At 68.2% G+C, this 24,272-nt stretch carries 23 protein-coding genes; 10 read left to right on the forward strand and 13 right to left on the reverse strand.

Translation table 11 applies throughout. The features are described 5' to 3' along the window. Positions 1–61: 61 nt before the first annotated feature. Genes JWQ81_RS32120 through JWQ81_RS32135 form a run of 4 tightly spaced genes read right to left on the reverse strand, consistent with a single transcriptional unit; the run spans position 62 to position 3,681 of the window. Positions 62–1,033 carry a glycine betaine ABC transporter substrate-binding protein gene (locus JWQ81_RS32120; RefSeq protein ID WP_297547653.1) on the reverse strand — a complete coding sequence of 324 codons (972 nt, stop codon included), beginning with the start codon at positions 1,031–1,033 and terminating at the stop codon, positions 62–64. Beyond that, on the reverse strand, positions 1,033–1,812 hold the full coding sequence (locus JWQ81_RS32125) for an ABC transporter permease (RefSeq protein WP_297547518.1): 780 nt from the start codon (positions 1,810–1,812) through the stop codon (positions 1,033–1,035). The genes JWQ81_RS32120 and JWQ81_RS32125 overlap by 1 nt, the downstream gene beginning before the upstream one ends. Next, entirely contained in the window at positions 1,809–2,990 is a 1,182-nt protein-coding gene (locus tag JWQ81_RS32130) for a betaine/proline/choline family ABC transporter ATP-binding protein (RefSeq protein WP_297547654.1), read from the reverse strand. Before JWQ81_RS32130 ends, JWQ81_RS32125 begins: the two co-directional genes overlap by 4 nt. 43 nt (positions 2,991–3,033) lie before the next feature. Next, entirely contained in the window at positions 3,034–3,681 is a 648-nt protein-coding gene (locus JWQ81_RS32135) for an ABC transporter permease (protein WP_297547519.1), read from the reverse strand. Positions 3,682–4,029: 348 nt separating this feature from the next. Between JWQ81_RS32135 and JWQ81_RS32140 the strand changes: the two genes are divergently transcribed. The 4 genes from JWQ81_RS32140 (at position 4,030) to JWQ81_RS32155 (ending at position 6,999) form a co-directional block, all read left to right on the forward strand. After that, positions 4,030–4,581 (forward strand): hypothetical protein, encoded by a 552-nt coding sequence (locus JWQ81_RS32140; RefSeq protein WP_297547520.1) that lies wholly within the window; start codon positions 4,030–4,032, stop codon positions 4,579–4,581. 113 nt (positions 4,582–4,694) lie between these two features. Then, positions 4,695–5,426, forward strand: coding sequence for a YcnI family protein (locus tag JWQ81_RS32145; protein ID WP_297547655.1), 732 nt, complete (start codon positions 4,695–4,697; stop codon positions 5,424–5,426). Then, positions 5,426–5,974: a copper resistance CopC family protein gene (locus tag JWQ81_RS32150; protein ID WP_297547521.1), complete on the forward strand. Its 549-nt coding sequence runs from the start codon at positions 5,426–5,428 to the stop codon at positions 5,972–5,974. The genes JWQ81_RS32145 and JWQ81_RS32150 overlap by 1 nt, the downstream gene beginning before the upstream one ends. Continuing rightward, positions 5,971–6,999 carry a CopD family protein gene (locus JWQ81_RS32155; protein WP_297547522.1) on the forward strand — a complete coding sequence of 343 codons (1,029 nt, stop codon included), beginning with the start codon at positions 5,971–5,973 and terminating at the stop codon, positions 6,997–6,999. Before JWQ81_RS32150 ends, JWQ81_RS32155 begins: the two co-directional genes overlap by 4 nt. A gap of 196 nt (positions 7,000–7,195) precedes the next feature. Here the strand turns inward: JWQ81_RS32155 and JWQ81_RS32160 are convergent, their stop codons facing one another. Both JWQ81_RS32160 and JWQ81_RS32165 read right to left on the reverse strand, forming a co-directional pair. After that, positions 7,196–8,083 carry an aminoglycoside phosphotransferase family protein gene (locus tag JWQ81_RS32160; protein ID WP_297547523.1) on the reverse strand — a complete coding sequence of 296 codons (888 nt, stop codon included), beginning with the start codon at positions 8,081–8,083 and terminating at the stop codon, positions 7,196–7,198. 15 nt (positions 8,084–8,098) lie between these two features. Continuing rightward, the gene (locus JWQ81_RS32165; RefSeq protein WP_297547524.1) at positions 8,099–9,487 is read right to left on the reverse strand and encodes a helix-turn-helix transcriptional regulator; all 1,389 of its coding nucleotides are present in this window, start codon (positions 9,485–9,487) and stop codon (positions 8,099–8,101) included. 305 nt (positions 9,488–9,792) lie between these two features. On the opposite strand from JWQ81_RS32165, the gene JWQ81_RS32170 reads away from it, so the two are divergent. Next, positions 9,793–10,122 (forward strand): hypothetical protein, encoded by a 330-nt coding sequence (locus JWQ81_RS32170; RefSeq protein WP_297547525.1) that lies wholly within the window; start codon positions 9,793–9,795, stop codon positions 10,120–10,122. A 12-nt stretch (positions 10,123–10,134) separates the two neighbouring features. Further along, a complete protein-coding gene (locus JWQ81_RS32175; RefSeq protein ID WP_297547526.1) occupies positions 10,135–10,557 on the forward strand; it encodes a hypothetical protein in 423 nt (140 codons plus the stop codon). Positions 10,558–11,026: 469 nt separating this feature from the next. Here JWQ81_RS32175 and JWQ81_RS32180 read toward each other — a convergent pair whose 3' ends face one another. Then, positions 11,027–12,346, reverse strand: coding sequence for a GH1 family beta-glucosidase (locus tag JWQ81_RS32180; protein WP_297547527.1), 1,320 nt, complete (start codon positions 12,344–12,346; stop codon positions 11,027–11,029). A gap of 142 nt (positions 12,347–12,488) precedes the next feature. On the opposite strand from JWQ81_RS32180, the gene JWQ81_RS32185 reads away from it, so the two are divergent. Continuing rightward, the gene (locus tag JWQ81_RS32185) at positions 12,489–13,130 is read left to right on the forward strand and encodes a TetR family transcriptional regulator (RefSeq protein WP_297547528.1); all 642 of its coding nucleotides are present in this window, start codon (positions 12,489–12,491) and stop codon (positions 13,128–13,130) included. A gap of 138 nt (positions 13,131–13,268) precedes the next feature. Here JWQ81_RS32185 and JWQ81_RS32190 read toward each other — a convergent pair whose 3' ends face one another. Beyond that, positions 13,269–14,453 (reverse strand): amino acid deaminase/aldolase, encoded by a 1,185-nt coding sequence (locus JWQ81_RS32190; RefSeq protein ID WP_297547656.1) that lies wholly within the window; start codon positions 14,451–14,453, stop codon positions 13,269–13,271. Positions 14,454–14,548: 95 nt separating this feature from the next. Between JWQ81_RS32190 and JWQ81_RS32195 the strand changes: the two genes are divergently transcribed. Then, the gene (locus tag JWQ81_RS32195; protein WP_297547529.1) at positions 14,549–15,856 is read left to right on the forward strand and encodes a D-arabinono-1,4-lactone oxidase; all 1,308 of its coding nucleotides are present in this window, start codon (positions 14,549–14,551) and stop codon (positions 15,854–15,856) included. On the opposite strand, the gene JWQ81_RS32200 is transcribed toward JWQ81_RS32195, so the two are convergent. Both JWQ81_RS32200 and JWQ81_RS32205 read right to left on the reverse strand, forming a co-directional pair. Next, positions 15,853–16,509, reverse strand: coding sequence for an NAD(P)H-binding protein (locus JWQ81_RS32200; RefSeq protein ID WP_297547530.1), 657 nt, complete (start codon positions 16,507–16,509; stop codon positions 15,853–15,855). The two genes, JWQ81_RS32195 and JWQ81_RS32200, sit on opposite strands and share 4 nt — an antisense overlap. 19 nt (positions 16,510–16,528) lie before the next feature. Further along, entirely contained in the window at positions 16,529–17,185 is a 657-nt protein-coding gene (locus JWQ81_RS32205) for a hypothetical protein (protein WP_297547531.1), read from the reverse strand. A gap of 473 nt (positions 17,186–17,658) precedes the next feature. On the opposite strand from JWQ81_RS32205, the gene JWQ81_RS32210 reads away from it, so the two are divergent. Both JWQ81_RS32210 and JWQ81_RS32215 read left to right on the forward strand, forming a co-directional pair. Then, positions 17,659–18,729 carry a CoA ester lyase gene (locus tag JWQ81_RS32210; protein ID WP_297547532.1) on the forward strand — a complete coding sequence of 357 codons (1,071 nt, stop codon included), beginning with the start codon at positions 17,659–17,661 and terminating at the stop codon, positions 18,727–18,729. Positions 18,730–18,733: 4 nt separating this feature from the next. Beyond that, complete coding sequence (locus tag JWQ81_RS32215) at positions 18,734–19,600, forward strand: CoA ester lyase (protein WP_297547533.1); 867 nt, start codon at positions 18,734–18,736, stop codon at positions 19,598–19,600. 6 nt (positions 19,601–19,606) lie between these two features. Here JWQ81_RS32215 and JWQ81_RS32220 read toward each other — a convergent pair whose 3' ends face one another. The 3 genes from JWQ81_RS32220 to JWQ81_RS32230 all read right to left on the reverse strand — a co-directional run bounded on the left by JWQ81_RS32220 (position 19,607) and on the right by JWQ81_RS32230 (position 24,265). After that, the gene (locus JWQ81_RS32220) at positions 19,607–20,821 is read right to left on the reverse strand and encodes a PQQ-binding-like beta-propeller repeat protein (RefSeq protein ID WP_297547534.1); all 1,215 of its coding nucleotides are present in this window, start codon (positions 20,819–20,821) and stop codon (positions 19,607–19,609) included. Positions 20,822–20,973: 152 nt separating this feature from the next. After that, positions 20,974–22,842, reverse strand: a complete 1,869-nt coding sequence (locus JWQ81_RS32225; protein WP_297547535.1) for a hypothetical protein — start codon at positions 22,840–22,842, stop codon at positions 20,974–20,976. Between the two features lie 37 nt (positions 22,843–22,879). Further along, positions 22,880–24,265, reverse strand: coding sequence for an amidase (locus tag JWQ81_RS32230; protein WP_297547536.1), 1,386 nt, complete (start codon positions 24,263–24,265; stop codon positions 22,880–22,882). Between the last annotated feature and the right edge of the window lie 7 nt (positions 24,266–24,272).

Consider the following 24,272-nt stretch of genomic DNA (forward strand, 5'->3'; position numbering starts at 1 on the left):
CTCGTGAGCGTTCCGGCCGCCTAGAACCTGCCTAGAACCGGCCGGAACACTCACGAGTCTGCTACTCCGTCTTCACGAAGCCCCGCGACACCATCCAGTCGCGGGCGACTGAGCCGTAGTCGCGGCCGTCGACGTCGACCTCCTTGCAGAGCTCGACCATCTGGTCGTTGGTAAGCGCCTTGCTGATCGCGTCCAGCGGGCCACGGATGTCGGGGTGCGCGTCGAGGAACGCGGTCCGTGTGGTGACGGCGGCGTTGTACTGCGGGAACGCCTTCTTGTCGTCGTCGAGCACTTTCAGGTGCTGTCCGGCGATCCGGCCGTCGGTGGTGAACACCTCGCCGATCGGGCAGGTGCCGTTGGCCACGGCGGAGTAGATCGTGCCGATGCCGAAGTTCTTGACCTTGGTGACCGGGAAGCCGTACGCCTTGACCGCCGCGGGGAATCCGTCCTGCCGGCTCGTGAACTCGGTCTCCAGGCAGAAGACCGCCTGGTCCTTTTTCTCGGTGATGAGCTTCGTCAGGTCCGACACCGTCTTGAGGTTGTTCGCCTTGGCGTACGCCTCGGTGGTGGCAAAGGCGTACTGGTCGTTGAGCGGCGAGTAGTTCAGCCAGGTGATGCCGTTCTTCTGCTTGTCGGCGCTCGCCGTCGCGTTGTACTGCGCCAACTCACCGCCCGGGACCGGCAGCTCGTTGCCCTGGTAGTTGATCCAGCCGGTGCCGGTGTACTCCCAGGTGATGTCGGTTTCGCCGTTGAGCAGCGCCTGCCGCGACGAGTTCGAGCCATGGATGTCGGTCAGGTCGATGACATTGGCTCCAGCCGCCGAAAGCGCCATCTCCGCCATGTAGCCGAGGAGGATGTTCTCGGTGAAGTCCTTGGACCCGACGGTGACCTTCACGCCTTGCAGCGACGGGATCGGCTTGATCGAGCCGGGCAGGACCTTGAACGGGAGCGCGGTGTTGACGTCCAAGCCGCAGGCGGTCACCGAGGCGCACAGCAGCACAGCCCCGATCAGGGCGGCGATCCGGCGGTTCATCATCGCAGTCCCTTCGGGCCGAGTAGTTGTTCGGCGAGCGCGCCCAGCCAGTCGACCAGCAGCGCCAGCCCGACGGCCAGTACCGAACCGGTGATCAGCACCTTGATCAGGTTCAGCTTGTACCCGGTGTCGATCAGCAGCCCGAACCCGCCGGCGTTGACGAACATGCCGAAGGTCGCGGTGCCGACGGCCAGCACGAGCGACGTGCGCAGGCCGGCCAGGATCAGCGGGACGGCCAGGGGGAACTCGACGCGCCACAGCACACCCGACGCGGACATGCCGATCCCGCGACCGGCATCGATCAACGCGGGATCGATGCCGTCCAGCCCGACCATTGTGTTGCGCAGCACCGGAAGCAGCGAGTAGAACGCCAGCGGGATGGCCGCGACCCACAGTCCGCCGACGGCCCCGGTGACGATGAACCACAGCACCAGCACACCCAGCGCCGGCGCCGCCTGGCCGATGTTCGCGATCGCCAGGAAGAACGGTGCCGCCCACCGGGCCCACGGCCTGGTCAGGATGACCCCCAGCGGCACGGCCACCACGACGACGATCGCCGACACCACGATGGTGATCAGCAGGTGGTCTCGCAACGCCGTCAAGAGCGAAGACGCGTTGAGGGTTTCCTTCTCGGTCGCGTTCAGTTTGCTGGTGAACACCCAGATCAGCACGCCGCCGACGATGACGACGACCGCCGCGGGCTGGGCGAACAGCCGGATCCGCTCGGCCCGCTTGGAACCGGATTCGGTGGAGAACGCCGTATCGACAGCCGCCGTCATGCGGACTCACCGCCCGCTTGGTCACCGACGTGATCGTCAGCGTGGTCCTCGCGCAGCTTGCGGATCGTGTCGATGACGGTGTCCAGCTCGATCGTGCCGACGAACTCGCCGCGCGCGCCGGTGACCGGAACGCTGCCGCCTTCGGCGAGCATCGCCTCCAGCGCGTCCTGCAGGGTGGACTGCAAACTGACGATGTCCCGCAGCTCGTTGCCGACGGACGCGAGCGACGTTGCCGTGGCCAGCTGGCGGATGTGTACCCAGCGCGTCGGGCGTTTGCGCTGGTCGAGGACCAGCGCGAAATGCCGGTTCTGTTCAGTCATCTTCTGCCGGACCGAGGCGGGCGTCTCGTCGATCCCGGCGGTGATCGCGTCCTGGGTGAGTTCGACATCGCGGACCCGCAGCAGCGTCAGCTGCTTGAGCGAAGCACCGGCGCCGACGAACCCGGCGACCGTGTCGTCCGCCGGGTTGGCGAGGATCGCGTCCGGGGTGTCGTACTGCAGGATCGTCGACTGGTTGCCCAGCACGGCGATCTTGTCGCCCAGCTTCACGGCCTCGTCGAAGTCGTGCGTGACGAAGACGATCGTCTTCTTGAGTTCGGTCTGCAGCCGCAACAACTCGTCCTGCAGGTTCCCGCGGGTGATCGGGTCGACCGCGCCGAACGGTTCGTCCATCAGCAGCACCGGCGGGTCCGCGGCGAGCGCCCGGGCGACGCCGACACGCTGCTGCTGGCCACCGGAGAGCTGGCGGGGGAAGCGGTCGCGGTAGTCCGCGGGGTCCAGCCCGACCAGCTCCATCATCTCTTCGACCCGGGCGTTGACCTTCTTCTTGTCCCAGCCGAGCAGCCCCGGCACCACACCGATGTTCTGCGAGACGGTGAAATGCGGGAACAGCCCGGCCTGCTGGATCGCGTACCCGACCCGGCGGCGCAGAGTGTCGGCGTTGAGCTTGAGCGCGTCCTCGCCACCGATGCTGATCCGGCCCGAGGTCGGCTCGATCAGCCGGTTGATCATCCGCATCGTGGTGGTCTTGCCGCAGCCGGACGGCCCGACGAACACCACGATCTTGCCGGCGGGCACGGTCATGGTGAACTCGTTGACCGCGGCCTCCCTGGTGCCGGGATACCGCTTGGTGACCTGGTCGAGCTGGATTTCGACCCCAGAGACTTCAGACGCGGACACCTCAGACGCTGCGACTTCGGTGGCCGTCGACTCGGAAAGTGCTTCAGACACGGACACCCCTTGAGATGGTGAGACGTTTGATCACTACGTAGATGCCGTCCAGGACCAGCGCGAGGATGACCACGCCGAGCGTCCCGGTGAGTGCCTGGTTGAGCGAGTTGGCGCTGCCGGCGTTGGTGAGCCCATCGAAGACCTCGCCGCCGAGACCCGGGCCCTTCGCGTAGGCCGCGATGACCGCGATGCCCATGAGCATCTGCGTCGCGACCCGCATCCCGGTCAGGATCGCCGGCCACGCCAGCCGGAGCTCGACCCTGGTCAGCACGCCGAAACGGCTCATCCCGATGCCCTTGGCCGCGTCACTGATCGCGGGATCCACGCCCGCCAGCCCGACGATCGTGTTGCGCACGATGGGCAGCAGGCCGTAGAGCACCAACGCGACCACCGTGGTCGTCGAGCCGAGCCCGAACACCGGGATCAGCAGGCCGAGGAGCGCGAACGACGGCACGGTCAAGATGGTGCTCGCCAGCGCGGTGGCCAATGCCGAACCGAGCGGACTGCGGTAGACGGCGATACCGATGATGACGCCGATGACCGCGGCGATGATCGTGCACTGCACGACCGCGCTCACGTGGAGCAGGCCTTGCAGCCAAAGCCGGCTCCATCGATCGGACACGTACTGGAACAGGTTCACCCGTTCCCACCCCCCTTGGGCTGTGTTGATCACTGCTGGATCACCGTCGAAGCAACGTTGGAAACAGCGAAACCCGCTGGTCCAGCGCTCGTGGCGGCGTCAACCGGCAGAACACCGATGGGCTCGCACCACCGCCGTTCGACCGTCCGATGGTGGGCTCACCGTTCCCCATCACGCGGAGTTCGGCAACCGTCACGACCTTGGAAGACACCTTTCCGCCGCTGGTCAGGAGCGGTTGACCTGGGAGTATGCGCAAACTCAACTATTTTCCTTCGAGTTTGCGACCGAGCGTGTTCACCACGCGGAACACGCTGGCGTGCCGCGTCGGCCGTCCCATACCCTCAGTGCGTGAGCAACCACCGGGCCGACTACAACGCGCTACGCGTTGTGCGCGGCGGGTTGCTCGGGGTCAGTTCCGGGGCCCTCGCCGTCACCGCCCACGCGCTCGGCGACGGCGGTCTGCCCGACGCGTCGCTGACCATCGTGCTGACGGCGCTGATCGGTTGGGTGGCCGCAGCCCTCGCCACGAAGACAAAGGGCCTTCCCGGCATCCTCGTCGTGCTCGGCGTCGGACAGTTGGTCATGCACCTCGTGCTCACCGTCCTGATGACGCACTCGGAGCACGAGGCAGCCGCGCCGATCGTCGTCCACGGCGACAAGATGACAGCCGCGCACGTGAGCGCGACGGTCGTGACGGCTCTGCTCGTCACTCGCGCCGAGGCGCTGCTGCGCGTGGCCGCCGGCGTGATGCGGATGCTGTTGCCGGTCGTCTGGCTGCCGGTGCCGGTCCCCGCGGCCGCGCCCAAGCCGCCCCTGCTCTTTCCCGCCGGTGCCAGTGACCTGGCCGGCGTCCTGATCCGCCGCGTCCACGGCAGGCGCGGCCCACCCGCTTACTCCTGAACCGAACCCTTTTCTCCCCGCTCCGGCGAACCCCCGCGGTTTGCCGGCTTCCACTCGTTCAGGAGTCGATCTTGTCCAGTAAGAACTTCCTCAAACGTGCCGGTTTCGTGTCGATGGCGGTCGCCGCCACCGGCCTGCTCGGCGCGGGCGTGGCGTCCGCGCACGTCACGGCCAACGTCTACGGCTCGCAGCCGACCAAGGGCGGCTACGCGGCCATCTTCTTCCGCGTTCCCAACGAAGACGCGAACCTCGGCACCATCGGGCTCGAGGTGGACTTCAAGCCCGAGTACGGCATCGGCGGCGTCCGAACCAAGCCGGTTCCGGGCTGGACCGCGGTGGTCACCACGTCCGACCTGCCCGCTCCGGTGAAGACCGCTTCGGGCACCGAGGTCACCAAGGCCGTCACGAAGGTCGTCTGGACCGCCCAGCCCGGCAACAAGATCGCCGCCGGCTCGAGCGAGTTCCAGGAGTTCGAGGTCAGCGCCGGCCCGCTGCCCAACAACGTCGACGAGCTGGTGTTCCCGACGATCCAGACCTACGAAGGCGGAAAGGTCGTCGACTGGACCCAGCTGAGCACCCCCGGTGCCGCCGAGCCCGAGCACCCGGCGCCGACCGTCCAGCTGGCCGCGCAGGTCAGCGGGGACGGCGACAGCCCGGCGATGAACATGGGCGGCACCACAACGACCGAAGCCGCCGCGCCGAGCGGCAGTGACAACACCGCCCGCTGGCTCGGCGGAGCCGGCTTGGTGGTCGGCGCGCTCGGACTCGGCGTCGGCGCGGGCGCGACGCTGCGGGCCCGCAAAGCGGGAGCTGCCGGATCGAACAGGACCGAAGGAACCGAATAATGCGGAAAGTGTTCACCACGGCCGGGGTGGCCCTGGTGCTGATGGTCACCATGGTCACCCCCGCGCTGGCACACGACGTGCTGATCTCGACGGACCCGGTGAAGGGCGCGCAGCTCACCACCGGTCCGGCCAAGGTCACGCTCACGTTCGACCAGTACGTGCAGACCGGCGGCGCCAACGAGGACGTCAACCAGATCGCCGTCACCGGGCCCGGCGGCCAGGGGCAGTGGGCGGACAGCCCGGTCACGGTCAGCAACAACCTGGTGAGCGCGCCGTTACGGCCGCTCGGCCCGGCCGGGGTGTACACGATCGGCTACCGGATCCTGTCGGCCGACGGCCATGCGGTCACCGGCGAGTCCACTTTCACCCTGACGAAGGCGGGCACCGGCACGCCGGCGAGCGCGTCGGCGGCTACGGCCGGAACCAGCGGCCGGCAGAGTGACTCCGGTGGGGTCCCGATCTGGGTGTGGATCGCCGGCGCGGTGGTCCTGCTGGGCCTCGGCCTCACCGTCGCTCTGCGGACCGGCAGGGAGTCGCCGAAGTCATGACCAGGGCCGAGACCACTTCACCCAGCCGCTATTCCGTTCTCTTCTGCGTGATCACGGCCGGGCTGGCCGGCGCGCTCATCGGCCTCGCGCTGTCCACCACGGCCCAGATTCCCGGGGTGGAGAACGTCAGTGAGGTGGTCACGGTCGCCATCCCGATCGTGCGCGTACTGCTGGATATCGCGGCCGTCGTCACGATCGGGCTTTCGCTGCTTTCGGTACTGGTCGGTTACGACCGCCCGAAGCTCAGCGAACCGGTGATGAAGCTGGCCCGGCCGGCGGCGGTGGCGAGCGCGCTGGTCTGGGCGGTCACCGCGCTGGTCGCGCTGGTGCTGCAGACAGCCGAATACCGGCCCCGGCTGAAGACGATCTCCCTCACCGACGTGTGGGCGTACATCGTCGAGGTCGGGGCCGGTAAGGCGCTGCTCATCGTCGCCGTGCTGGCACTTCTGCACGGCGTCGTCGGGCTGCTCTCGCTGCGCCACGGCGAGAAGGTGCCGGCCGAGGTGCGCGTCGGGCTGGGGCTGTTCGCCCTGCTCCCGCTGCCGGTCACCGGGCACGCGTCGAACTGGACCTATCACGACTACACGATGATCTCGATGGAGCTGCACGTGATGAGCGCCGTCACGTGGACCGGCGGGCTCGGCGCGATGACGGTGCTGCTCATCGGCAACCGGACGCTGCTGGCCCACGCGATGCCCCGGTTCTCCAAACTCGCGACCCTCTGCCTGATCGCGTCGACGGTCACCGGGCTGTTCAACGGCATGGTCGAGATCCTGCTGAACCCGGTGCTGAGCTTCTGGGCCGGCCTGTTCACCACCCCATACGGCCAGCTGATGCTCCTCAAGCTCGCGTGCACCGGGGTCATCGCGCTGCTCGGCGCGCACGCCCGCTGGCGGCTGATGCCGCAGATCATCCGGCACAACCGCACGGCGCTCGCCACCTGGGCGACGCTCGAGCTGACCGTCATGGGACTCGCGTTCGGTTTCGCGGTCGTCCTGGCCCGCGCACCGGTCGCCGTTGGCTGACCCTGCTCGATCATCAGGGCACTTCACCCGATAAGGTGGCGCACGGTAGTTGCAACTTGCTCATTTGGACTTGCGGATCGGCCGAACAGGGTGATCAGTCGGGCCGAATTCTCTACTCGGAGCGGGTGTCCGGGCCGAAAACGACGAACGGTCATTAACGATCGCCGAGGGCCGATTTTTTGTCCCTTTTCCGCCTTTAGTGGTATCGGACCCAACGGGTTTCCGTCCGTCCTTCGCGAAGGTCGTCCAAGCGGCGACGGAATTCCGACCGCACGCTGTGGTGGCTCCGCAGGATGGGCAGCACGCTGGTGGTCAGCTTGAGCTCGCGGATCGCCCTGAGCACCGGAAACCCCGCCCACGACGTCACGTCGAAGCCGTAGACGTCGGCCAGCATGCGGTAGCGGCCCAGCGGGTCCCCGAACCGTTCACGGCCGACAGCGAGCGGCGTCAGGTCCCATTCCGGCGGCCCGACGCACGAAGAGTCGAAATCGCAGAGCACCGGTCCGGCCGGTCCGACGATCACATTTCCCGGATGCGCGTCGCCGTGGACTAACCCGCGCGGCAGTTCGAAAGTAAGCCCGGCCAGTGCATCTTCGACTTCGGCACAGCGTCGTAGCAGGAATTGTCGATCTCGCTCGCCGAGCTCCTCGGCATCCGCCAGTCTCGCGCGGACGGCGTCCAGCGGAGCCCACTCGATGAGCCCGGGCGGCGGCGGCAGCGCGTGGACACGCCGCAGAAGCCGGGCGAGGTCGCCCGCGGTCGCCGCGCGCCCGGCCGACGGCACCTCGTGCCACGCCGTGACCAGGTGCTCCCCGATATGCAGTGGCTGGTGGAACCCGGTCAGCAGGCGGATCGCGGGGATGTCGTGCCGGGCGAAGTGCTCGGCGACCGTGACGAGGGTGCCGACCCGGTTTCGCAGCCCCCGCGAACCGACGATGCGCACCACGACAGGGGCGCTGACCAGCGCGTATACCGCGTTGTTGGTGAACCGGAGAAGACGAGCGCCGGCGGGGTCCAGGCCGAGCTGGGCACAGGTCCCCGCCAGCGCTTCGTCGAGTTTTTCCCTGGTGAACCGGCCGTCCATGGACCGGGCGGCAGGTCAGGCCGCGTAGAACGCGTGCAGGCGGTCGGCCAGGTCACGGGCGTCGGCGTTGTTGCGCCGCTTCTCGGCTTCGATCTGCATGGGCCGCATCCGGTCACGCACCCGCTCGGACTTGATGCCGTCCGCGCAGTCGAGCGCCTTGCCGCCGACCCGCGCGCCCTGGTCGAGGTCGCCGTCGATCAGGTGGTTGGTCGCGAGTGCGCTCAGCATGAACGCCTTGCTGCGGGCCATGTCGTCGTCGTAGGAGTCGACCGCCCTGGTCAGCGCGGGGATCGCGTACTTCGTGTGCGCGGCGTTCTGCTGCGCGAGCACGGTGTGCACGGTGCCGATCATGGCGTAGACGTCGGTCTCGTTGAAGAACTTGACCCAGGACTCGGCGTTCGCGATGTCGGCGCGGGCGAACTCGTCCTTGCTCCGGCCGAGCAGCTTCATCGCCTGGTCGTCGTTGCCCATCATCGCGTAGGCCCACGCCTCGTTGGCGCAGAGTACGGCGACGGCGAGCTCGGACCCGGATTCCTGGGCGGCGATCTGACCGAGCTGGAACAGTTTGAGCGCGTCGTTCGGGGCTTCCTGGTGCAGGTAGACCCGGCCCATCCGGTACAGCACGTTCGCGACGAGCGGGTGGTTCTCGCCCTGTTTCGCCAGGTCCAGCGCGTTCGCGAAGTGACCGCGCGCGGAGTCCATCAGGCCGGTGTCGAACGACGTCCAGCCGGCGAGGCTGTGCAGATCGGCCAGCGCAACGAACAGCCGCGACTTCACCAGCTCGGTCCCGTTGGACTCGAGCATCTGCTGTCCCCAGGACAGCTGCGCGACCACCGCGTCACGGCAGAAACCGCCGCCGTACTGGTAGTCGAGCGCACGCAGCGCTCTGGTGGCGGCCTCCACCTGGCGCACGTCGGTCATCCCGATGCGCCCCGGTGCCGGCGTTCTCGCCGGGTTGGCCGCCCACGTTCCCGATTCCGAACCGAACACCGCCGCACCCATCGTGACCTGGGCGGCGTGCGCGAGGAACCTCCGTCGCTTCACGGACTCGTCCTCCTCAGCCTGCTGGCCGTCGGCCGCGCCGACGACCCGTATCGCCGTCGCCTCGTCGTATGCGAGGCCCATGTACCCACGGGGGACGCCCAACCCGTCGGAAATCCTGGTGAGGACGTCGTAGGCCATGACCTGACGTCCCTTGAGGATCTCCGACACTTCCGACTGTGACTGGCCGGTCAGCGCGGCGATCTGGCGCTGGGACACGCCATGCTGCCGCAAGAGCCGGTAGACGGTGCTGATCTCGCGTTTCGACAGCGCCGCTCTCATATCCGGGCGCTCCCAAGCGTCCGCAGGGATGAGCTGGCCTTGACGGCCTTCTCGACCACTACCGCCATGACTGGCGTCCATACCGCGCCCCTTCACAGTCCGTCGGGCGTCTGCAAACAGCGTAAGCACACCTATTCAACCGCGCGAAACCCGGAAACCGCAGCCTGATCGGTCCAGGTGAACTTCACGTACCGCTTACCGTGGAACCCGCGCCGGTCGCCGCTATGACGGCGTTTCGGCTTCTTTCGCCTGAGGTTTGGTCGCAATGTAGTTATCAGTTCTTCGTGACTGCATGAGCACCGTCCGCGATCACAGAGAGCTACGACGAAACGAACGAGATACGCGACCGAACACTGTGAAGCATACGGACAGAGCGGAGTGACCCAGTGGAACTGGTGGACTCGATCACCGCAGGACGAGCCGGGACTGCCACGACCCACGTGCGGCCATCCGGACCGATCGCGGTGGCCCGCTCAGCGGCCCCCGCGGTCGTCGACCCGCGTACCGCGGCCGTGCGGAAGTACGAAGGCGGCCAGCTGGTGTGGCGTGTGCAGTGCAGTGACCTCATCGCCCGTGAGCGTGCTGTCACGGTGTTCGTCGAAGAGAACCAGGTGGTGCTCGTTTCGCCGCCAGGGGAGACCGCGCGACTGACAACCGGTCAACTGTCCCAGCTCAGGGCCGCGCTCAACGAAGCCGCCAAAATGGCGGAAAGGTAAGGGTGGTTCCAGGTGGATCAAATTCTCGGGCAGGTTCTCCGTAATGCCGTATGGGAACGCCTCGACATGCTCTCCGATCTGGCCACCCGTGCCGACGCCCACTCGCTGGTGTCCGTAGCGCGGTCAGAGCTCCCCCGGCTGGCCGAAGGCTGGCGCTCGATGCTGCGGGCCCACGAGCCGGACGACCGCGGCGACTGCCCCACGTGCTCGACCCGGTGGCACCGCTGCAAGGCGCCCTGCTCGGTCTGGCAGGCCGCACACGAGCACCTCGTTGCCGGCGGCCTGGCCCCGCAGCCGGACCTGCGTCGTCAAGGACGGCGTAGGGGCCCGCTGCCCGCCCAGACGCGCAGCGGCAGCATCGCCCCCACCCCAACCGAGACGACCGGCCGCCACGCATTGGTCGTCACCCCTCGGCGCGCCGCGGTCGGCGCCTGACCCCGCAGACTGGCGAGCGCGGTCGACCGAGTGCCCCCTCGGGTTGACGCCACACTCGCCATTGCCGAAGGTCGGCTCGTCCGTACCCCCGAGCGCGACGAGCCGACCTTCGGCCCCAAGATCTTTCCCGATTAATCGAAAATAAATCGTGTAGGCCCTAGCGGGGGTGACAATCCGCCGCTAGGTTGATCTTCATACACCGGCTACTTCACCCAGCCGGTGGTACCGCATCAGCCGTAACAACTGAACGCGCCCCTGAACACCGCGGGCCGGTGCCGTTGCACTCCCCTCCCCCGACCGGCACCGGCCTGCGGTCCCACTCGACAGTGGGCTCCCCCTACTCGCGGAGAACGCTCGTCGAGTTGCCTCGCTCGTATCTCCTGGGGTGCAACCCCAGCCCCGCCCGGCTGGCTTCGCCCCCGGACCCCCCGCCTTGGGTCACCCGCCGTCGCTCGCCCCGGCTGGGTCCTTACGTGCCGCTCACGAGTTTTCGGTACCAGTCGAACGAGTCCTTCGGTGTGCGGCGCTGGGTTTCGTAGTCGACGTGCACCAGCCCGAACCGCGGCGCGTATCCCTTCGACCACTCGAAGTTGTCCAGCAGGGACCAGGTGAAGTAGCCGCGAACGTCGACCCCGGCATCCATCGCTTCGCGCAGCGCGCCCAGATGCCCGGTGAGGAAGTCGATGCGGTCCTGGTCGTGCACTCCGCCGTCGGACGCGACCACGTCGTCGAAGCTGCAGCCGTTTTCGGTGATGTAGACCGGCGGCAGGTCCGGATAGCGTTCGTGGAACGAGACGAGCAGCTCGCGAAGTCCGTCCGGCACGATCGGCGAGTCGTTCGTCGTCACCGGGTAGCCCTCGACCGGGCGAAGTTCGAACGGCAGTGGGTTGCCCTCACCGGGCGCGGCCGCGCCTTGCGGCTCGTAGTAGTTGACGCCGTAGAAGTCGAGCGGCTGGGCGATGGTGGGCAGATCGTCGGCGAACCGCTCCGGGAGGTGCTCGACGATCTCGTCCGGATAGCTGCCGAGCAGCAGCGGCTCGGCGAACGTGCGGTTGAGCAGCGCGTCGAGCCAGGCCGCCGCCGCGTTGTCCGCGGGAGTGTCCGCGGCCGCCCAGATCGGCGAGTGGTTGTTCGCCGTGCCGATGTTCGTCGCCCCCGCGGCCCGCAGCGCCTGGACGGCGAGCCCATGCGCGAGGTTCTGGTAGTGCGCGGTGGGGATGGCGTCCAGCAGAAGGAACTGCCCCGGCGCGTACTCGCCGATCGCGTAGCCATAAATCGACATGACCATGGGCTCGTTGAGCGGGATCCACATCTTCACCCGATCGGCGAAATGCTCGCCGAGGATCGACGCGTACTCGGCGAACCGCTCAGCGGTGTCCCTGACGAGCCAGCCGCCCGCGTCTTCGATGGGTTGCGGAGTGTCCCAGTGATACACCGTCGCGGCCGGCGCGATGCCCGCCTCGCAGACGGCGTCGATCAGCCGGTCGTAGAACGCCAACCCTTCGGCGTTCGGCGCGCCTTTCCCGTCCGGCTGAATTCTGGGCCAGGCAAAGGACATCCGGTAGGCGTCGACGCCCAGTTCGGCCATCATGGCGATGTCCTCCGGGTAGCGGTGATAGTGATCCGCAGCTACCTTTGCTTGCTCACCCCTTGCGATCTTGCCGTCCGTGGCGGTGAAGGTGTCCCAAATGGACGGTCCGCGGCCACCCTCGGTGGTGGCGCCCTCGATTTGGAAGGCCGAAGTGGACACACCCCAGACAAACTCGGACGGGAAGGTCAGGTTCTCCACCGGCGACGCACCTCTCTGAGAAGACGCAAGACACGAATACTGCGCAAGAACGTGAAAAGTTCTCATATAATAGGCGTTTCCTCGACCGTGGGGAAGGCCGTGGACACGATAAAGTCGCTGATCAGCACAGGAGGAGCACCAAGTGTCCGAGATCCAGGCGGCGAAGGTGCCGGCGGAGGCGACCTCGCTTCGCCGGCAGCCCGTTCAGCAACGCAGCGCGAAACGCGTCGAGCAGATGCTCAACGCGAGCGCCGAACTGATCGACGAACTCGGTTACGACGCGCTCACGACCACCCTCATCGCCAAGCGGGCCGGGGTGGCGGTGGGTTCGCTCTACCAGTTCTTTCCCGACAAACGCGCGGTCGTGCAGGCGCTGACCCAGCGCAACCTCGAGCAGTTCATCGCTTCGGTCACCGAACGCCTCGCCCAGATCGACCACGGGCACTGGTGGGAAGTCGTCGACTCGGTCCTCGACATCTACCTGCGGATGCACCGCGAGATCCCCGGGTTCTCGAAGGTGCACTTCGGCGACGTCGTCGACCTGCAGCTCCTTGAGGACGACCGCGACAACAACGCCGTGCTCGTCGACGCGCTGACCGAGATCCTCGTGCCGAACCTCGAGGTGCCTGCCGAGGATCTCCGGCTCGCGCTGACGATCGCCAACGAAACCGCCGACGCACTGCTGAAACTCGCGTTCCGGCGTGACCCGATGGGCGACGAGCAGATCGTCGCCGAGGCGAAATACGTGGTCAAGGGCTATCTGGCGAGCCGTTTCGGCGAGTAGTCCACCGGTTGTCCACAGTTATCCCCAGCTGTGGACAACTCCGCCGATCCGGCCCGATCAGGCCGGGCCGGCCGGTGGGGGCCGGTAGAATGGAGCGGGGCGGCCCCCCAGGGAGGGTGGGGGGTTGGGTACCGCGACTCAGCCGAAGTTCTGGCCCTCACCGCGGTAGGTCGGCACGGTCCGTTCGATGCGCTCACCTGCGATGATGTGGTATTCGTCGAAGCGCTCGGCGAGTTCTCCGGCCTTCACGTGTCGCAGGTAGACGCGGTCACCGAGGCGCAGATCGTGGGCCGCTTCGCCGGTTACCGGGGTCTGCACTTCACCGGCACCTTCGAGGCTCACCAGCTTGAGGCCGGCCGGCAGGTAGGGCGACGGCAGGCGGGCAGGCCCGACCGGCCCGGAAGCGACGTAGCCACCGGCGTAGAGGGTCGCGATCTTCTTCGTCGGCCGCCGCACCACCGGCAGCGCGAACAGTGCCGCCGGCCTCGGGGTGAACCGCGTGTACTCGTCGAACAGGGTCGGCCCGATCAGGCCCGAGCCGGCGGCGATCTCGGTGACCGCGGCCTCGGCTCCGGTCGATTCGATGCTGCCCGTGCCGCCGCCGTTGACGAACTCGAGGTCGACCAGTTCCCGCACCGCGCGCACAGCGGCACCACGCCGCTTCGCGAGCTCGGCGATCGAACGGCGCTGGATCCACCGGACGACAGTGTTCTTCAAGCCATTGCTCGCCTTGTCGCCGAGACCGGCGATCTGCCCTTCGTACCCCATCATGCCGACCAGCCGGAAACCCTTGCGTGCCATGACATTCCGCGTCATCGCGACGGCTTGCTTCGGGGTGAACACGGGCGAGCGCCGGGTGCCGACATGCACTCCGGGCAGCGGTCGCCACGATGCGTCGAGCTCGAGGCAGACTCGGATCTCCGGGTGGTCGTGACCCAACGCGGAATCGACCAGGTCCAGGTGCTCCGAGGAGTCGATCATGATCGAGATGGCCGCCCGCGCCCGCTCGTCGGCCGCCAGCCGCCGCAGCGCCGCGTGGTCCGCGGTGGGGTACGCGATGAGGATGTCGTCGGTGGTGCCCTGCTCGACATGCCACAACGCCTCGGCGAGCGAGTAGCACATCAGCCCCTCGAAACCGGGCTGCGCGAGCACCCGTTCCAGCAGGTACCGGCACCGCACGGACTTGCTGACGACCCGGATCGGCTTGCCGGCCGCGCGGCGCGCCAGATCCGCGACGTTCGCGTCGAACGCCTCGAGGTCGACGAGGGCGAACGGCGCGTCGATCCCCTTGGTAGCCAGGTCGTACGTCGCCGCGTTCACAATGGTCACGAATCCAAGGTACGACACTTGGGCTTGAAACGCGAATACTTTTCACTTATCGTTTGAACAGTCACACCTTCGATTGAACGGGCGTACCGATGACACGGTGGACGAACTGGGCCGGCACGGCGACGGCCGATCCGCTGCGGGTGCACCGGCCCCGGAGCACGTCGGAAATCGTCGACGCCGTCACGACTTCCGCCACCGACGGACGCCGAGTGAAGGCGTGGGGCAGCGGGCACTCGTTCACGCCGATCGCGGTCGCGGACTCCGACGCGCTCGACCTCACCGCCTGGACTGGCGTCGCCTCGGCCGACGTCGAGACCGGACTCGTGACCGTCCGCTCCGGCACGACGTTGAAGGTGCTGAACGCCGAGCTCGACAACCTTGGGCTCGCGATGGTCAACCTCGGCGACATCGACACGCAGACCGTGTCCGGCGCGATCTCCACCGGCACCCACGGCACCGGCGCCCGCCTCGGCGGAATCGCCACGCAGGTCGCCGCGCTCGAACTGGTCCTCGCGGACGGTTCCGTGGTGAAGTGCTCGGCCGACCACCGGCCCGACCTGTTCGCCGCGGCCCGGGTCGGTCTCGGCGCGCTCGGCGTGATCTCGACGGTCACCCTGCAGTGTGAACCCTCGTTCGTCCTGTCCGCACAGGAACGTCCGGAACCCCTCGACCAGGTCCTCGAAGGCTTCGACGAGTTCGCGGCCACCAACGACCACTTCGAGTTCTACTGGTTCCCCTACGGCAGCAACGCGCTGGTCAAGCGCAACAACCGGCTTCCGGCCGGTAGCGTGCCCGAGCCGCTGAGCAAGGCGCGTGAATTCCTCGACTACGAGGTCATGGAAAACCTGGCCTTCGGGACGCTCTGCCGGATCGGGCGGACCGTGCCGAGTCTGGTCCGCCCGCTCGGCAAGCTTTCCTCGAACCTGCTGTCACCCCGCGAGTACAGCGACGTTTCGCACAAGGTGTTCGTCACGCATCGCGCGGTCAAGTTCACCGAAGCCGAGTTCGCGATCCCTCGCGAAGCGCTGCACGACGTCCTCGCGGAGCTACGGGCGCTGGTGCCGAAGCTGGAAGTCCCGGTGATGTTCCCGGTCGAGGTCCGGGTCGCGGCCGGCGACGACATCTGGCTGTCCACAGCGAACGGTCGCGACTCGGCCTACATCGCGATCCACCAGTTCGTCGGCATGCCGTACCGCGAGTACTTCACGCGCTTCGCGGCCATCGTCGGTGAGGTCGGCGGCCGTCCGCACTGGGGCAAAATGCACGACCTCGACGCCGAAGCGCTGCGGGCTCGCTACCCGCATTTCGACGACTTCCGGCGCATCCGCAAGGACGTCGACCCCACCGGCGTGTTCGCCAATGCCTACCTCGACCAGGTGCTGGGACCGATCGGTTAGTCGACGGTCCCGGCTACGGCTGCCTCGACCAGAGTCTCGCCCTCGATGAGTTCGAGGGTGCGCTTGACCGTGTGCGGCGCGTTGAGCAGAGCGGCGAGCACCGCGGCGACGTCGTCGCGGGACACGCTGCCGTAGCCGGTCGACTCGGCGATGAGCACCTTGCCGGTGCCTTCGTCGTTGGTCAGGCTGCCGGGCCGGAGGATCGTCCAGTCGAGGTCGCGCGTGCGCAGGTCGTCCTCGGCGGCCTTCTTGGCGCGGAGGTAGATCGCGAACGTCGGTTCGATGCTGGGGTCGTCCACCCGGTCGGCGCCCATCGAGCCGACCTGGATGTGCCGCCGGACACCGGCCCGCTCGGCTGCCTCGGCGAACAGGGCCGCGGCACCGCGGTCGACGGTGTCCTTGCGGTCCGTCCCGCTCGCCGGTCCGGCGCCGGCCGCGAAGATGGCGGCGTCGGCACCGGACAGCACCGCGGCGACGGTGTCCACATCGGACTTCTCCAGGTCGAGCACTACCGGCTCGGCTCCGCGCGCCTTCAGATCTGCGGCCTGGTCGGCGTTCCTGATGATCCCTACCGGCTGGTCGCCGCCCGCGCTGAGCAGCTTTTCCAGTCGTAGGGCGATCTGGCCATGTCCACCTGCAATGACAACTCGCATGTGGCCGAGGGTAACGCTGTTACTCGGCCTCTGCCTCTGCCGGAACCTCGGCTGTGGCGAGCAACTCCTCGTAGACCATCTCGTTGACCCAGCGCGAGACCGGGTCCTCGTCGAGCAGGATGCGTTCGGTGCGGCCCTCGAGGTCGACGTCGACCATCGCCTCCGGGTCGGCGGTGACCACGGCGAGCCCGTACGCACGGGCGCGCGGCAGGCAGTTGGCGACGTAATCCTCGGTCATGATCGCCGGTGAGGGCAGGACCATCGCGGCCTCGCCGTAACGGGCGAACGGCACCGCGGACGCCATCGCCGTGCGCCAGTGACGGGCGACCACGATGACGCCGAGGATCTCGGCGGCCGGGGCGGGCGCAGTCGCCGCAAGCTCCGGCCAGGTCCAAGTGTCGACGGTGGCGCGGTCGGCGATCGGCGGCATGCCGACCGCGATGCGCTCGGCGTGCACCTCGGTGCGCAGCTTCGCGACCACGCAGACCTTGCGGCCCAGCAGCGTCATCTCCGGCAGGACCTGTCCGTGCCAGCCGAGCAGCGCGGCGGCCTCCCGTGCCAGGGTTTCGACGCTCGCGGGCAACTCGACCGGGGGCACCACCCGACTCGGCAGGGACCGGCTGCTCTTCGCCGCATCGGTCACCGCGGTGTTCTGGGGTGTGGGTGTTGCCGCCACGAGTTCCGCCTCCCTCTTAGTGCCCGGACTCTCCAACCACGAGAGCTTCCGAGTCCGGCTGTTTCAAGCTGGCGTGCCCGCCGCGGCTTCACAGCCGCAAAAGTGCACATGACTTTGGTACCAGTGCGCCGCGTCGGGGACGCCACCTTGCGAGAGTGGCTGCGATCGGCGGCGGTCAGCGGTCGGTGACCGGTCGACGGGCGGTCACCGGACTTCAGCCCGACCGTGCCGCCGGACGGGTGAGAGCGGGCTGAGTGGCGTAACGAGTGGTCAAAAATGCGGAGCCCGGTGTCATGCGACACATCCCCGGCAAAAGGTTCAAGGCATACGGCCGTTCGGCGTAACCGAGGCGGCCATCCACTGTGGACGCGCCTGGTGGAGGGTGACGTACACCGCAGCGGTCCCCGGGCATCCGGTTTAGGGTTACCGACGGGTTACACCACAGCCGTGATGACAGCCGTGATGGAGGATCGATGCGCTCGCCGAAGGACTTCTTCGCCCCGCTCGCCATTGGCGCGCCGGACCCGCTCCGCCAGATTCCGGTGCCGCCGTCGAGGATGATCCACTTCTTCGACCCGAGCAACGAGAAGATGGCGGCCAAGGTGCCGGACCTCGCGAGGAAGGTCGACGTCCTGCTCGGCAACCTGGAAGACGCCGTGCGGGCGGACCGCAAGGAAGCCGCGCGTGACGGGCTGGTCGCCATCGCGAAGGCCACCGACTTCGGCGCGACGCAGTTGTGGACCCGGGTCAACAGCCTCGATTCGCCGTGGGCGCTCGACGACCTGGTGACGCTGGTCACCGAAATCGGCGACAAGCTCGACGTGATCATGGTGCCGAAGGTCGAGGGCGCACAGGACATCCACTATGTCGACCGGCTGCTCGCCCAGCTCGAAGCGCGTGCCGGGCTGACGAAACCCCTGCTGGTACACGCGATTCTGGAGACCGCCAGCGGCGTGGCGAACGTCGAGGAGATCGCCGGCGCGAGCCCGCGGATGCAGGGCATCTCGCTGGGCCCGGCGGACCTCGCCGCGAGCCGCCGGATGAAGACCACGCGGGTCGGCGGCGGGCACCCCGGCTACCTCGTGCGGACCGACCCGGTCGGCGAGGACCTCCACGAGGGCCGCACGACCTACCAGCAGGACCTGTGGCATTACACGGTCGCGCGCATGGTCGACGCCTGCGCGGCGAACGGGATCCTGCCGTACTACGGGCCGTTCGGTGACATTCGCGACGTCGTCGGCTGCGAAGACCAGTTCCGCAACGCGTTCATCCTCGGCTGCGTCGGCGCGTGGAGCCTGCATCCGGTGCAGATCGACATCGCGAAGCGGGTTTTCTCGCCCGCACCCGAAGACGTCGCGTGGGCCCGCAAGGTCATCAAGGCGATGGGCGACGGGACCGGCGCGGTGATGATCGACGGGAAGATGCAGGACGACGCTTCGGTGAAGCAGTGCCGGGTGGTGGCCGAACTGGCCGACGCACTGGCCGAAAACGACCCCGAACTGGCCAAGGCGTACGCGGCCGCCGAAGTGTTATCGGAGGACTGAGAAGATGACCGAGCTGAAGCCGAGACGTTCTGTCCTCTATATGCCCGGCGCGAACGAACGCGCGCTGGAGAAGGCGAAAACGCTGCCCGCCGACGCGCTGATCCTCGACCTCGAGGACGCCGTCACGCCGGACGCGAAGGAAGCCGCGCGGGAACGCGTCTGCGCCGCCGCGGCGTCCGGCGAGTACGGCACCCGCGAGGTGACCATCCGGGTCAACGGCATCGACACCGAGTGGCACGAAGCCGACGTCCGTGCCGCCGCGAAAGCGGGCCCGGCCGCCGTCGTCGTCCCGAAGGTGAACTCGGCTCGCGAAGTGCACAACATCGAGCGCGCCCTCGAACTCGGCGGAGCGCCGGAGCACACCAAGATCTGGGCGATGCTCGAAACCCCCGTCGCCATGCTGCACGCCGAGGAGATCGCCGCGGCGAGCGAGCGGCTGACCGTCCTGGTCATGGGCACCAACGACCTCGCGAAGGAATTGCACGCCGAACACGTCCCGGGCCGCGCGCCCCTGCTCGGCGGCCTTTCGCTGAGCCTCCTGGCCGCACGCGCGTCCGGCAAAGTGATCCTCGACGGCGTCTACAACGACGTGAAAGACCTTGCGGGTTTCGAAGCGGAGTGCCTGCAGGGACGGCAATTCGGCTTCGACGGCAAGACGTTGATCCACCCTGGCCAGCTCGAAGCCTCCAACCGCGTCTTCGCCCCGTCCGCCGAGGAAATCGAGCGCTCGCAGCGGATCATCGAGGCCTTCACCCAGGCGCAGGCCGCCGGCCAAGGCGTCGTGACCGTCGACGGCCGGATGATCGAAAACCTCCACGTCGACAACGCCCGCCGCACCCTGGCCCTCGCCGACGCCATCGGCGCGCGGTAGGACTCGTCAGCCGATGGCGGTGAGGACGCCGTTGCGAGCGCCGATGATCAGGGCGGCGTCCGCGGTGAGGGCCGGGTAGCCGTCGATCGGGGCGCCGAGGTCGACGTCGAACAGGCGCTTTCCGCCGACGTCGTAACCGTCGGCGTGGCCGTTCTGGCCACCGAAGTAGACATCGTAGGCCCGGTCGAGGACCGTGGAGCTCCAGATCTGCGCGCCCACCGGGCCGTAGCGGGCGAGTTCGGCACCCGTGCGGACATCGAAGACGTGCACCAGCTCAGCATGGTCGCCCACATAGGCCAGGCCAGACGCGGTCACCGCGGGCGAGGAGTACGTGATCGCGCGTTGCGCGTTCCACGCTGGGGTTCCGTCGTGGTGGTAGGCCCATTCGCGGGTTCCGTTGGTTCCGAGCAGCGCGGTTCCGTCGGCGGCCAGACCGGCTGAAACTTCGGTGATGTCGTCGCCGGGGTCGGCTCGCCACGCCACGGCGGCGGACGCGCCGCGATCGTCGATCGCGACCAGTGCTGAGCCGGCCGTGGTGTACAGCCGCCCGCTCCCATCGGTGACCACCGACCCGTAGGACACCGAGCCTGCCTGGACCGTCCACACGACACGGTGTGCCGACGCGACGTCGAGAGCGGTCACCGAGCCGGACGTATCGCCGACGTAGACCCGTTTTCCGTCGACACTGACCGGTGAAGTGGGCTCACCTGACAACGTCTCCGACCACAGCCGGGCGCCGGACGGCGACACCGCGACCAGCTCATTGCCGGCCGTGGGCACGAGCAGGACGCCGCTGGACAGCACAAGCGGTGAGCTGGACAGGTCGCCGCCGCCCTGCTTCCCGGTGTCGAACGTCCAGCGGTCGGCACCCGTGGCGGGATCGAGCGCGTGCAGCACGCCGGCGTTCGACGAGACGTAGATCGTGCCGTCGGCACCGACCACCGGCCCCGGCGTGACCGCGCCTTCGAGTGTTCGGCGCCAGCGCACGTTCCCGGTTCGAGGACCGTCCACTGCGGACGATCCACTGTGCCGGGCGTCGTGCAGCGCCGACGGCCACGGCGTCCAACTCGCGACGCCGGGAGCCCCTGCCGGGAACGATGACAGCGACGGCAACGACGAGACGGGTTTCGCCACCGGCTGGGCGTCCGTACACGCTGCGGCCAGCGAACACACCAGCACGAGCGCCCCGGCGGTGACGAGCTTGCGGCCGATGGTCTTCACGACCTCGACCCTACGATCAAGCGGCCGCCGAAACCGCCACGACGGGCACCGGTAAGAAACCCGCAACCAGTTCCCGCTGGGGCAAGGGCTAGGCCCGTCCGGGTGCGGGTGTCCCGCAGGGCACCGTAACCGGCCGGAACGCTCACGAGTCTTTAGCCGCGCGACCCCAAGCGGTACAAGGCTTTGCGGGCGGCTTTGGCGACGACTTTGTCGCCGTGCTCGGTGGCGATCATTTCCAGCGCCTCCGCCGCGCGGGGGTGGCCGGTTTTGGGTATGTCGCCGAGCAGGTCGAGCTGGACGTCGCGCGGCTGGGTAGCGAACTCGTCGACGAGTTCGTCCGGCATGGTCAACAGGACGTCGAGCATGCCGTAGACCACTTCGGACCGGCTGAGCTCACTCGCATCGAGCAGCCCGGCTCCGACGAGCCAGGTCCCGGCGGACGGTCCGGCGGACGGGTGGTCCCGCAGCGACCGGATCACCTCGACGCCTTCGTCGCCGAGCTTGCCGAGGACCTGGAACGTCGAAAGGCGCTGGCCGGGGTCGTCCGTGCGAGCGGCGAGCGCACTCAGTTCCGCTCGGGCCCGCGCCGGTTCCCGCTTGGCGAGCCAGCCGTCGGCCGCCTTCTCGAATGTTTCCGTCGTGGCCTCGTCAAGTCGCGTGACGAGCACTTCGGCGGTCTCGTCCGCCAGGTCCTCGATCGTGGTGGTGGGAATTCCGTTGGCGGCGAAGATGGTCCAGACCGCGAGGTGCCCCAGCGGGAGCAACTCGTAGATCTGCCGTGTCATCGGCTCGTCGCCGAAATCCATCTCTGCCAGGAATTCCTGGAGGTCGTCGAGTTCCTCGCCGGTCGCTTCCGCCACCTTCAGCGCCCCGAAATCCGCCAGCAGCCGGGCGTCGGATTCGAGATGGGTGTCGTCGATGCCGTCCTCGACGGTCTCTTCGAGCATGGTGAGCAGAATCGGCGCCGGCAGCGGGAGCGGCGACGCCGCCAGGCCCGACAGAATCGGCCCGGAGAGATACGGACTCGGTTCGTACAGCCGGTAGCGCGCCTCGTCGATGACGTCGAGCTCGGCGAACGCGGCTTCCCACAACCGGAGCGGGTCCTCCAGCACGGTGGTCGCCGCGGGCACCCGCAACACTCGTCCCTTGGTCACCTGAACAAGGTGGATCGCCTTGGCCGCTTCGAAGAGGCCGTGCAGTTCCGGCAGATCGAAGCTCGTCTTGGGTCGGAACACCTGACCGTCGATCTCGGCGTCGAACTCGTCGCCGGTGTCGAGCAGGTTGACGAGTTCGCGGCAGTCTTCGAGCTTGAAACTCCCCTTCGACGTCACGGCGCGGCCCTCACCGACCCACTCGAACAGTCCGCGCAGCCGCGCGACGATCTTCGTTTCGCCGGCCAGCTCGCGCAGCTCGTCTTCGCCGAGCAGGTCGAACACCATCGACGCGTGCTGCGCCGGCAGATCGGGATCACCCAGTTCCTGCCGTTGGGCGATGGCCGTCAGCAGTTGCTGGTCGACCTCGATCTCCCCGGCCTGGACGAGGTCGCTGAACTCGGCCATCGCCACCGGATCAGTCGGGTCGACCCCGGCGTTGACCATTTCGGCCGCCCAGAACTTGGAGATGCCGAAGTTCGCCGGATCCGCCATCGCGGTGGCGAACTCCGTGGCCAGCCGCTGGGTCGTCTCCCGCAGGACAGCGACCGGTTCACTGCGTTCGTCGAGCAGGTCGCTGTCGTCGAGGAAGTCGAAGAACGCTTCGACCGTCGGCAACACGGTTGCCTGTTCCTGCTCGTCGAGCGTCAAGTGGCGCGGCATCCACAGCAGGAGCATGTCCCGGAGCGTCTTCTCGTTCCAGCGGCCCAGCAGCCCGTCGGACTCATAACGCTGGGTCAGCATCGCGTCGGCGAGATATACGTCGACCGCGCGCTCGCGCACCTGCGCCCAGGTATCGAACTTGGCCAGAATCCGTCGCGCGCCGTCCGAGTAGACCTCGGGGTCGGCTCCGGTGAACACCATCCTCATGCGAGCAGCCTCCCATGCTTGCCGACGTCGAGCGCGCTTAGGCGATAGGCCAGTCGCGTTGAGCGGGACGGAGGCGTTCGAAAGCCGCGGCCATCCGGAGGACGCCGAGGTCGTCGAAGCGGCGGCCGGCGATCTGCAGGCCGATCGGCTGGTCCTCGCCGGTGTAACCGCAGTTCACCGATACCGCGGGCTGGCCGGACATGTTGTACGGCACGGTGAACGCGATGTGCTCGAACGGCTGCCGCGGGTCGTTGGTCGGCGAAGCCCACTCGGCCGGCGGCGCGGACACCGGGCACACCGGGGAGAGCACGAAATCGAACGGCTCGGTGGCCCGCAAGGCCGCGACGCTCATGACGTCCATCTGCGCGAAGCCGGTGTAGACGTCGACGCCGTTGAGCGACGCGCCGCCGGCGGCCCACTCGGCGATGTAGGGCAGCACCCGCTCGCGTCGGTCGACAGGAAGCCTGGACATGTCTGCCCACGCGCGTGTCTGCCAGAACCGGTTGAGGCCGTCGAGCATCTCGCGTCGCAGGAACGGCTCCACCGGCTCGACCGTCGCGCCCGCGGCTTCGAACAGCCGCGCCGCTTCGGCCACCGCGGCGGCGATCTCCAACTCGACGTCCAGGCAGACGCCCGCGTCGAGCTGGACGCCGACCCGCACTCCCCTCAGGTCGATGTCGAGCTCCCGCCACGGGATTTCCGCAGGTGGGAGGCTCAGGTGGTCGCGCGCGTCCGGCTGCGCCAGCACGCTCATCAGCAACGCCGCGTCGGCCGCGGTGCGGGTCAGCGGTCCGGCGCACCGGCCGAGGAACGGCGGGTCGACGGGGACCCGGCCGAAGCTCGGCTTGTGCGCGACCAGGCCGCACCAGCCGCCTGGCAACCGGATCGAGCCACCGATGTCGGTGCCGACGTGCAGCGGTCCGTACCCGGCGGCGGCCGCCGCCGCGGCTCCCGCGCTGGACCCGCCCGGGGTGCGCGCGGTGTCCCACGGGTTACGCGAAGCCTTGTGGAAGCTCGACAAGCCGGAGGTGAGCATCCCGTAATCGGGCATGGTCGTCTTCGCCAGCAGCACCGCACCGGCCTCGTGCACCCGCGCGGCGGCGGGCGCGTCCGCGAGCGCCGGGACGAGCTCGGTCGCGGCCGTCCCGAGCGGCACCGGAATGCCGCGGGTCGCGATGTTCTCCTTGAGTGTCAACGGAACGCCGTCGATCACACCGATCGGCGCCCCCGCGTGCCAACGCGCTTCGGACGCCTTGGCCTCGGCCCTCGCCGCTGTCGGGTCGTAGGCGTACAGCGCGTGGAGGGTCGGCTCCAGTGCGTCGATGCGGGCGAGCACGGCGTCGGTGACCTCGACCGGGGACAACGTCCCGGCCCGGTACTCGGCGATCAGTTCCACCGCGGACAGGTTCAGCAGGTCAGTCAAAGCGGCT

Source organism: Amycolatopsis sp. (assembly GCF_025464955.1).
Lineage (GTDB): Bacteria > Actinomycetota > Actinomycetes > Mycobacteriales > Pseudonocardiaceae > Amycolatopsis.

Excerpts from the sequence above, each read along its gene's own strand:
- JWQ81_RS32120 (WP_297547653.1), bottom strand. The coding sequence starts at position 1,033 with ATGAACCGCCGGATCGCCGCCCTGATCGGGGCTGTGCTGCTGTGCGCC.
- JWQ81_RS32125 (WP_297547518.1), bottom strand. The coding sequence starts at position 1,812 with ATGACGGCGGCTGTCGATACGGCGTTCTCCACCGAATCCGGTTCCAAG.
- JWQ81_RS32145 (WP_297547655.1), top strand. The coding sequence starts at position 4,695 with ATGGCGGTCGCCGCCACCGGCCTGCTCGGCGCGGGCGTGGCGTCCGCG.
- JWQ81_RS32150 (WP_297547521.1), top strand. The coding sequence starts at position 5,426 with ATGCGGAAAGTGTTCACCACGGCCGGGGTGGCCCTGGTGCTGATGGTC.
- JWQ81_RS32155 (WP_297547522.1), top strand. The coding sequence starts at position 5,971 with ATGACCAGGGCCGAGACCACTTCACCCAGCCGCTATTCCGTTCTCTTC.
- JWQ81_RS32160 (WP_297547523.1), bottom strand. The coding sequence starts at position 8,083 with ATGGACGGCCGGTTCACCAGGGAAAAACTCGACGAAGCGCTGGCGGGG.
- JWQ81_RS32165 (WP_297547524.1), bottom strand. The coding sequence starts at position 9,487 with ATGGACGCCAGTCATGGCGGTAGTGGTCGAGAAGGCCGTCAAGGCCAG.
- JWQ81_RS32195 (WP_297547529.1), top strand. The coding sequence starts at position 14,549 with ATGACACGGTGGACGAACTGGGCCGGCACGGCGACGGCCGATCCGCTG.
- JWQ81_RS32200 (WP_297547530.1), bottom strand. The coding sequence starts at position 16,509 with ATGCGAGTTGTCATTGCAGGTGGACATGGCCAGATCGCCCTACGACTG.
- JWQ81_RS32210 (WP_297547532.1), top strand. The coding sequence starts at position 17,659 with ATGCGCTCGCCGAAGGACTTCTTCGCCCCGCTCGCCATTGGCGCGCCG.
- JWQ81_RS32215 (WP_297547533.1), top strand. The coding sequence starts at position 18,734 with ATGACCGAGCTGAAGCCGAGACGTTCTGTCCTCTATATGCCCGGCGCG.
- JWQ81_RS32225 (WP_297547535.1), bottom strand. The coding sequence starts at position 22,842 with ATGAGGATGGTGTTCACCGGAGCCGACCCCGAGGTCTACTCGGACGGC.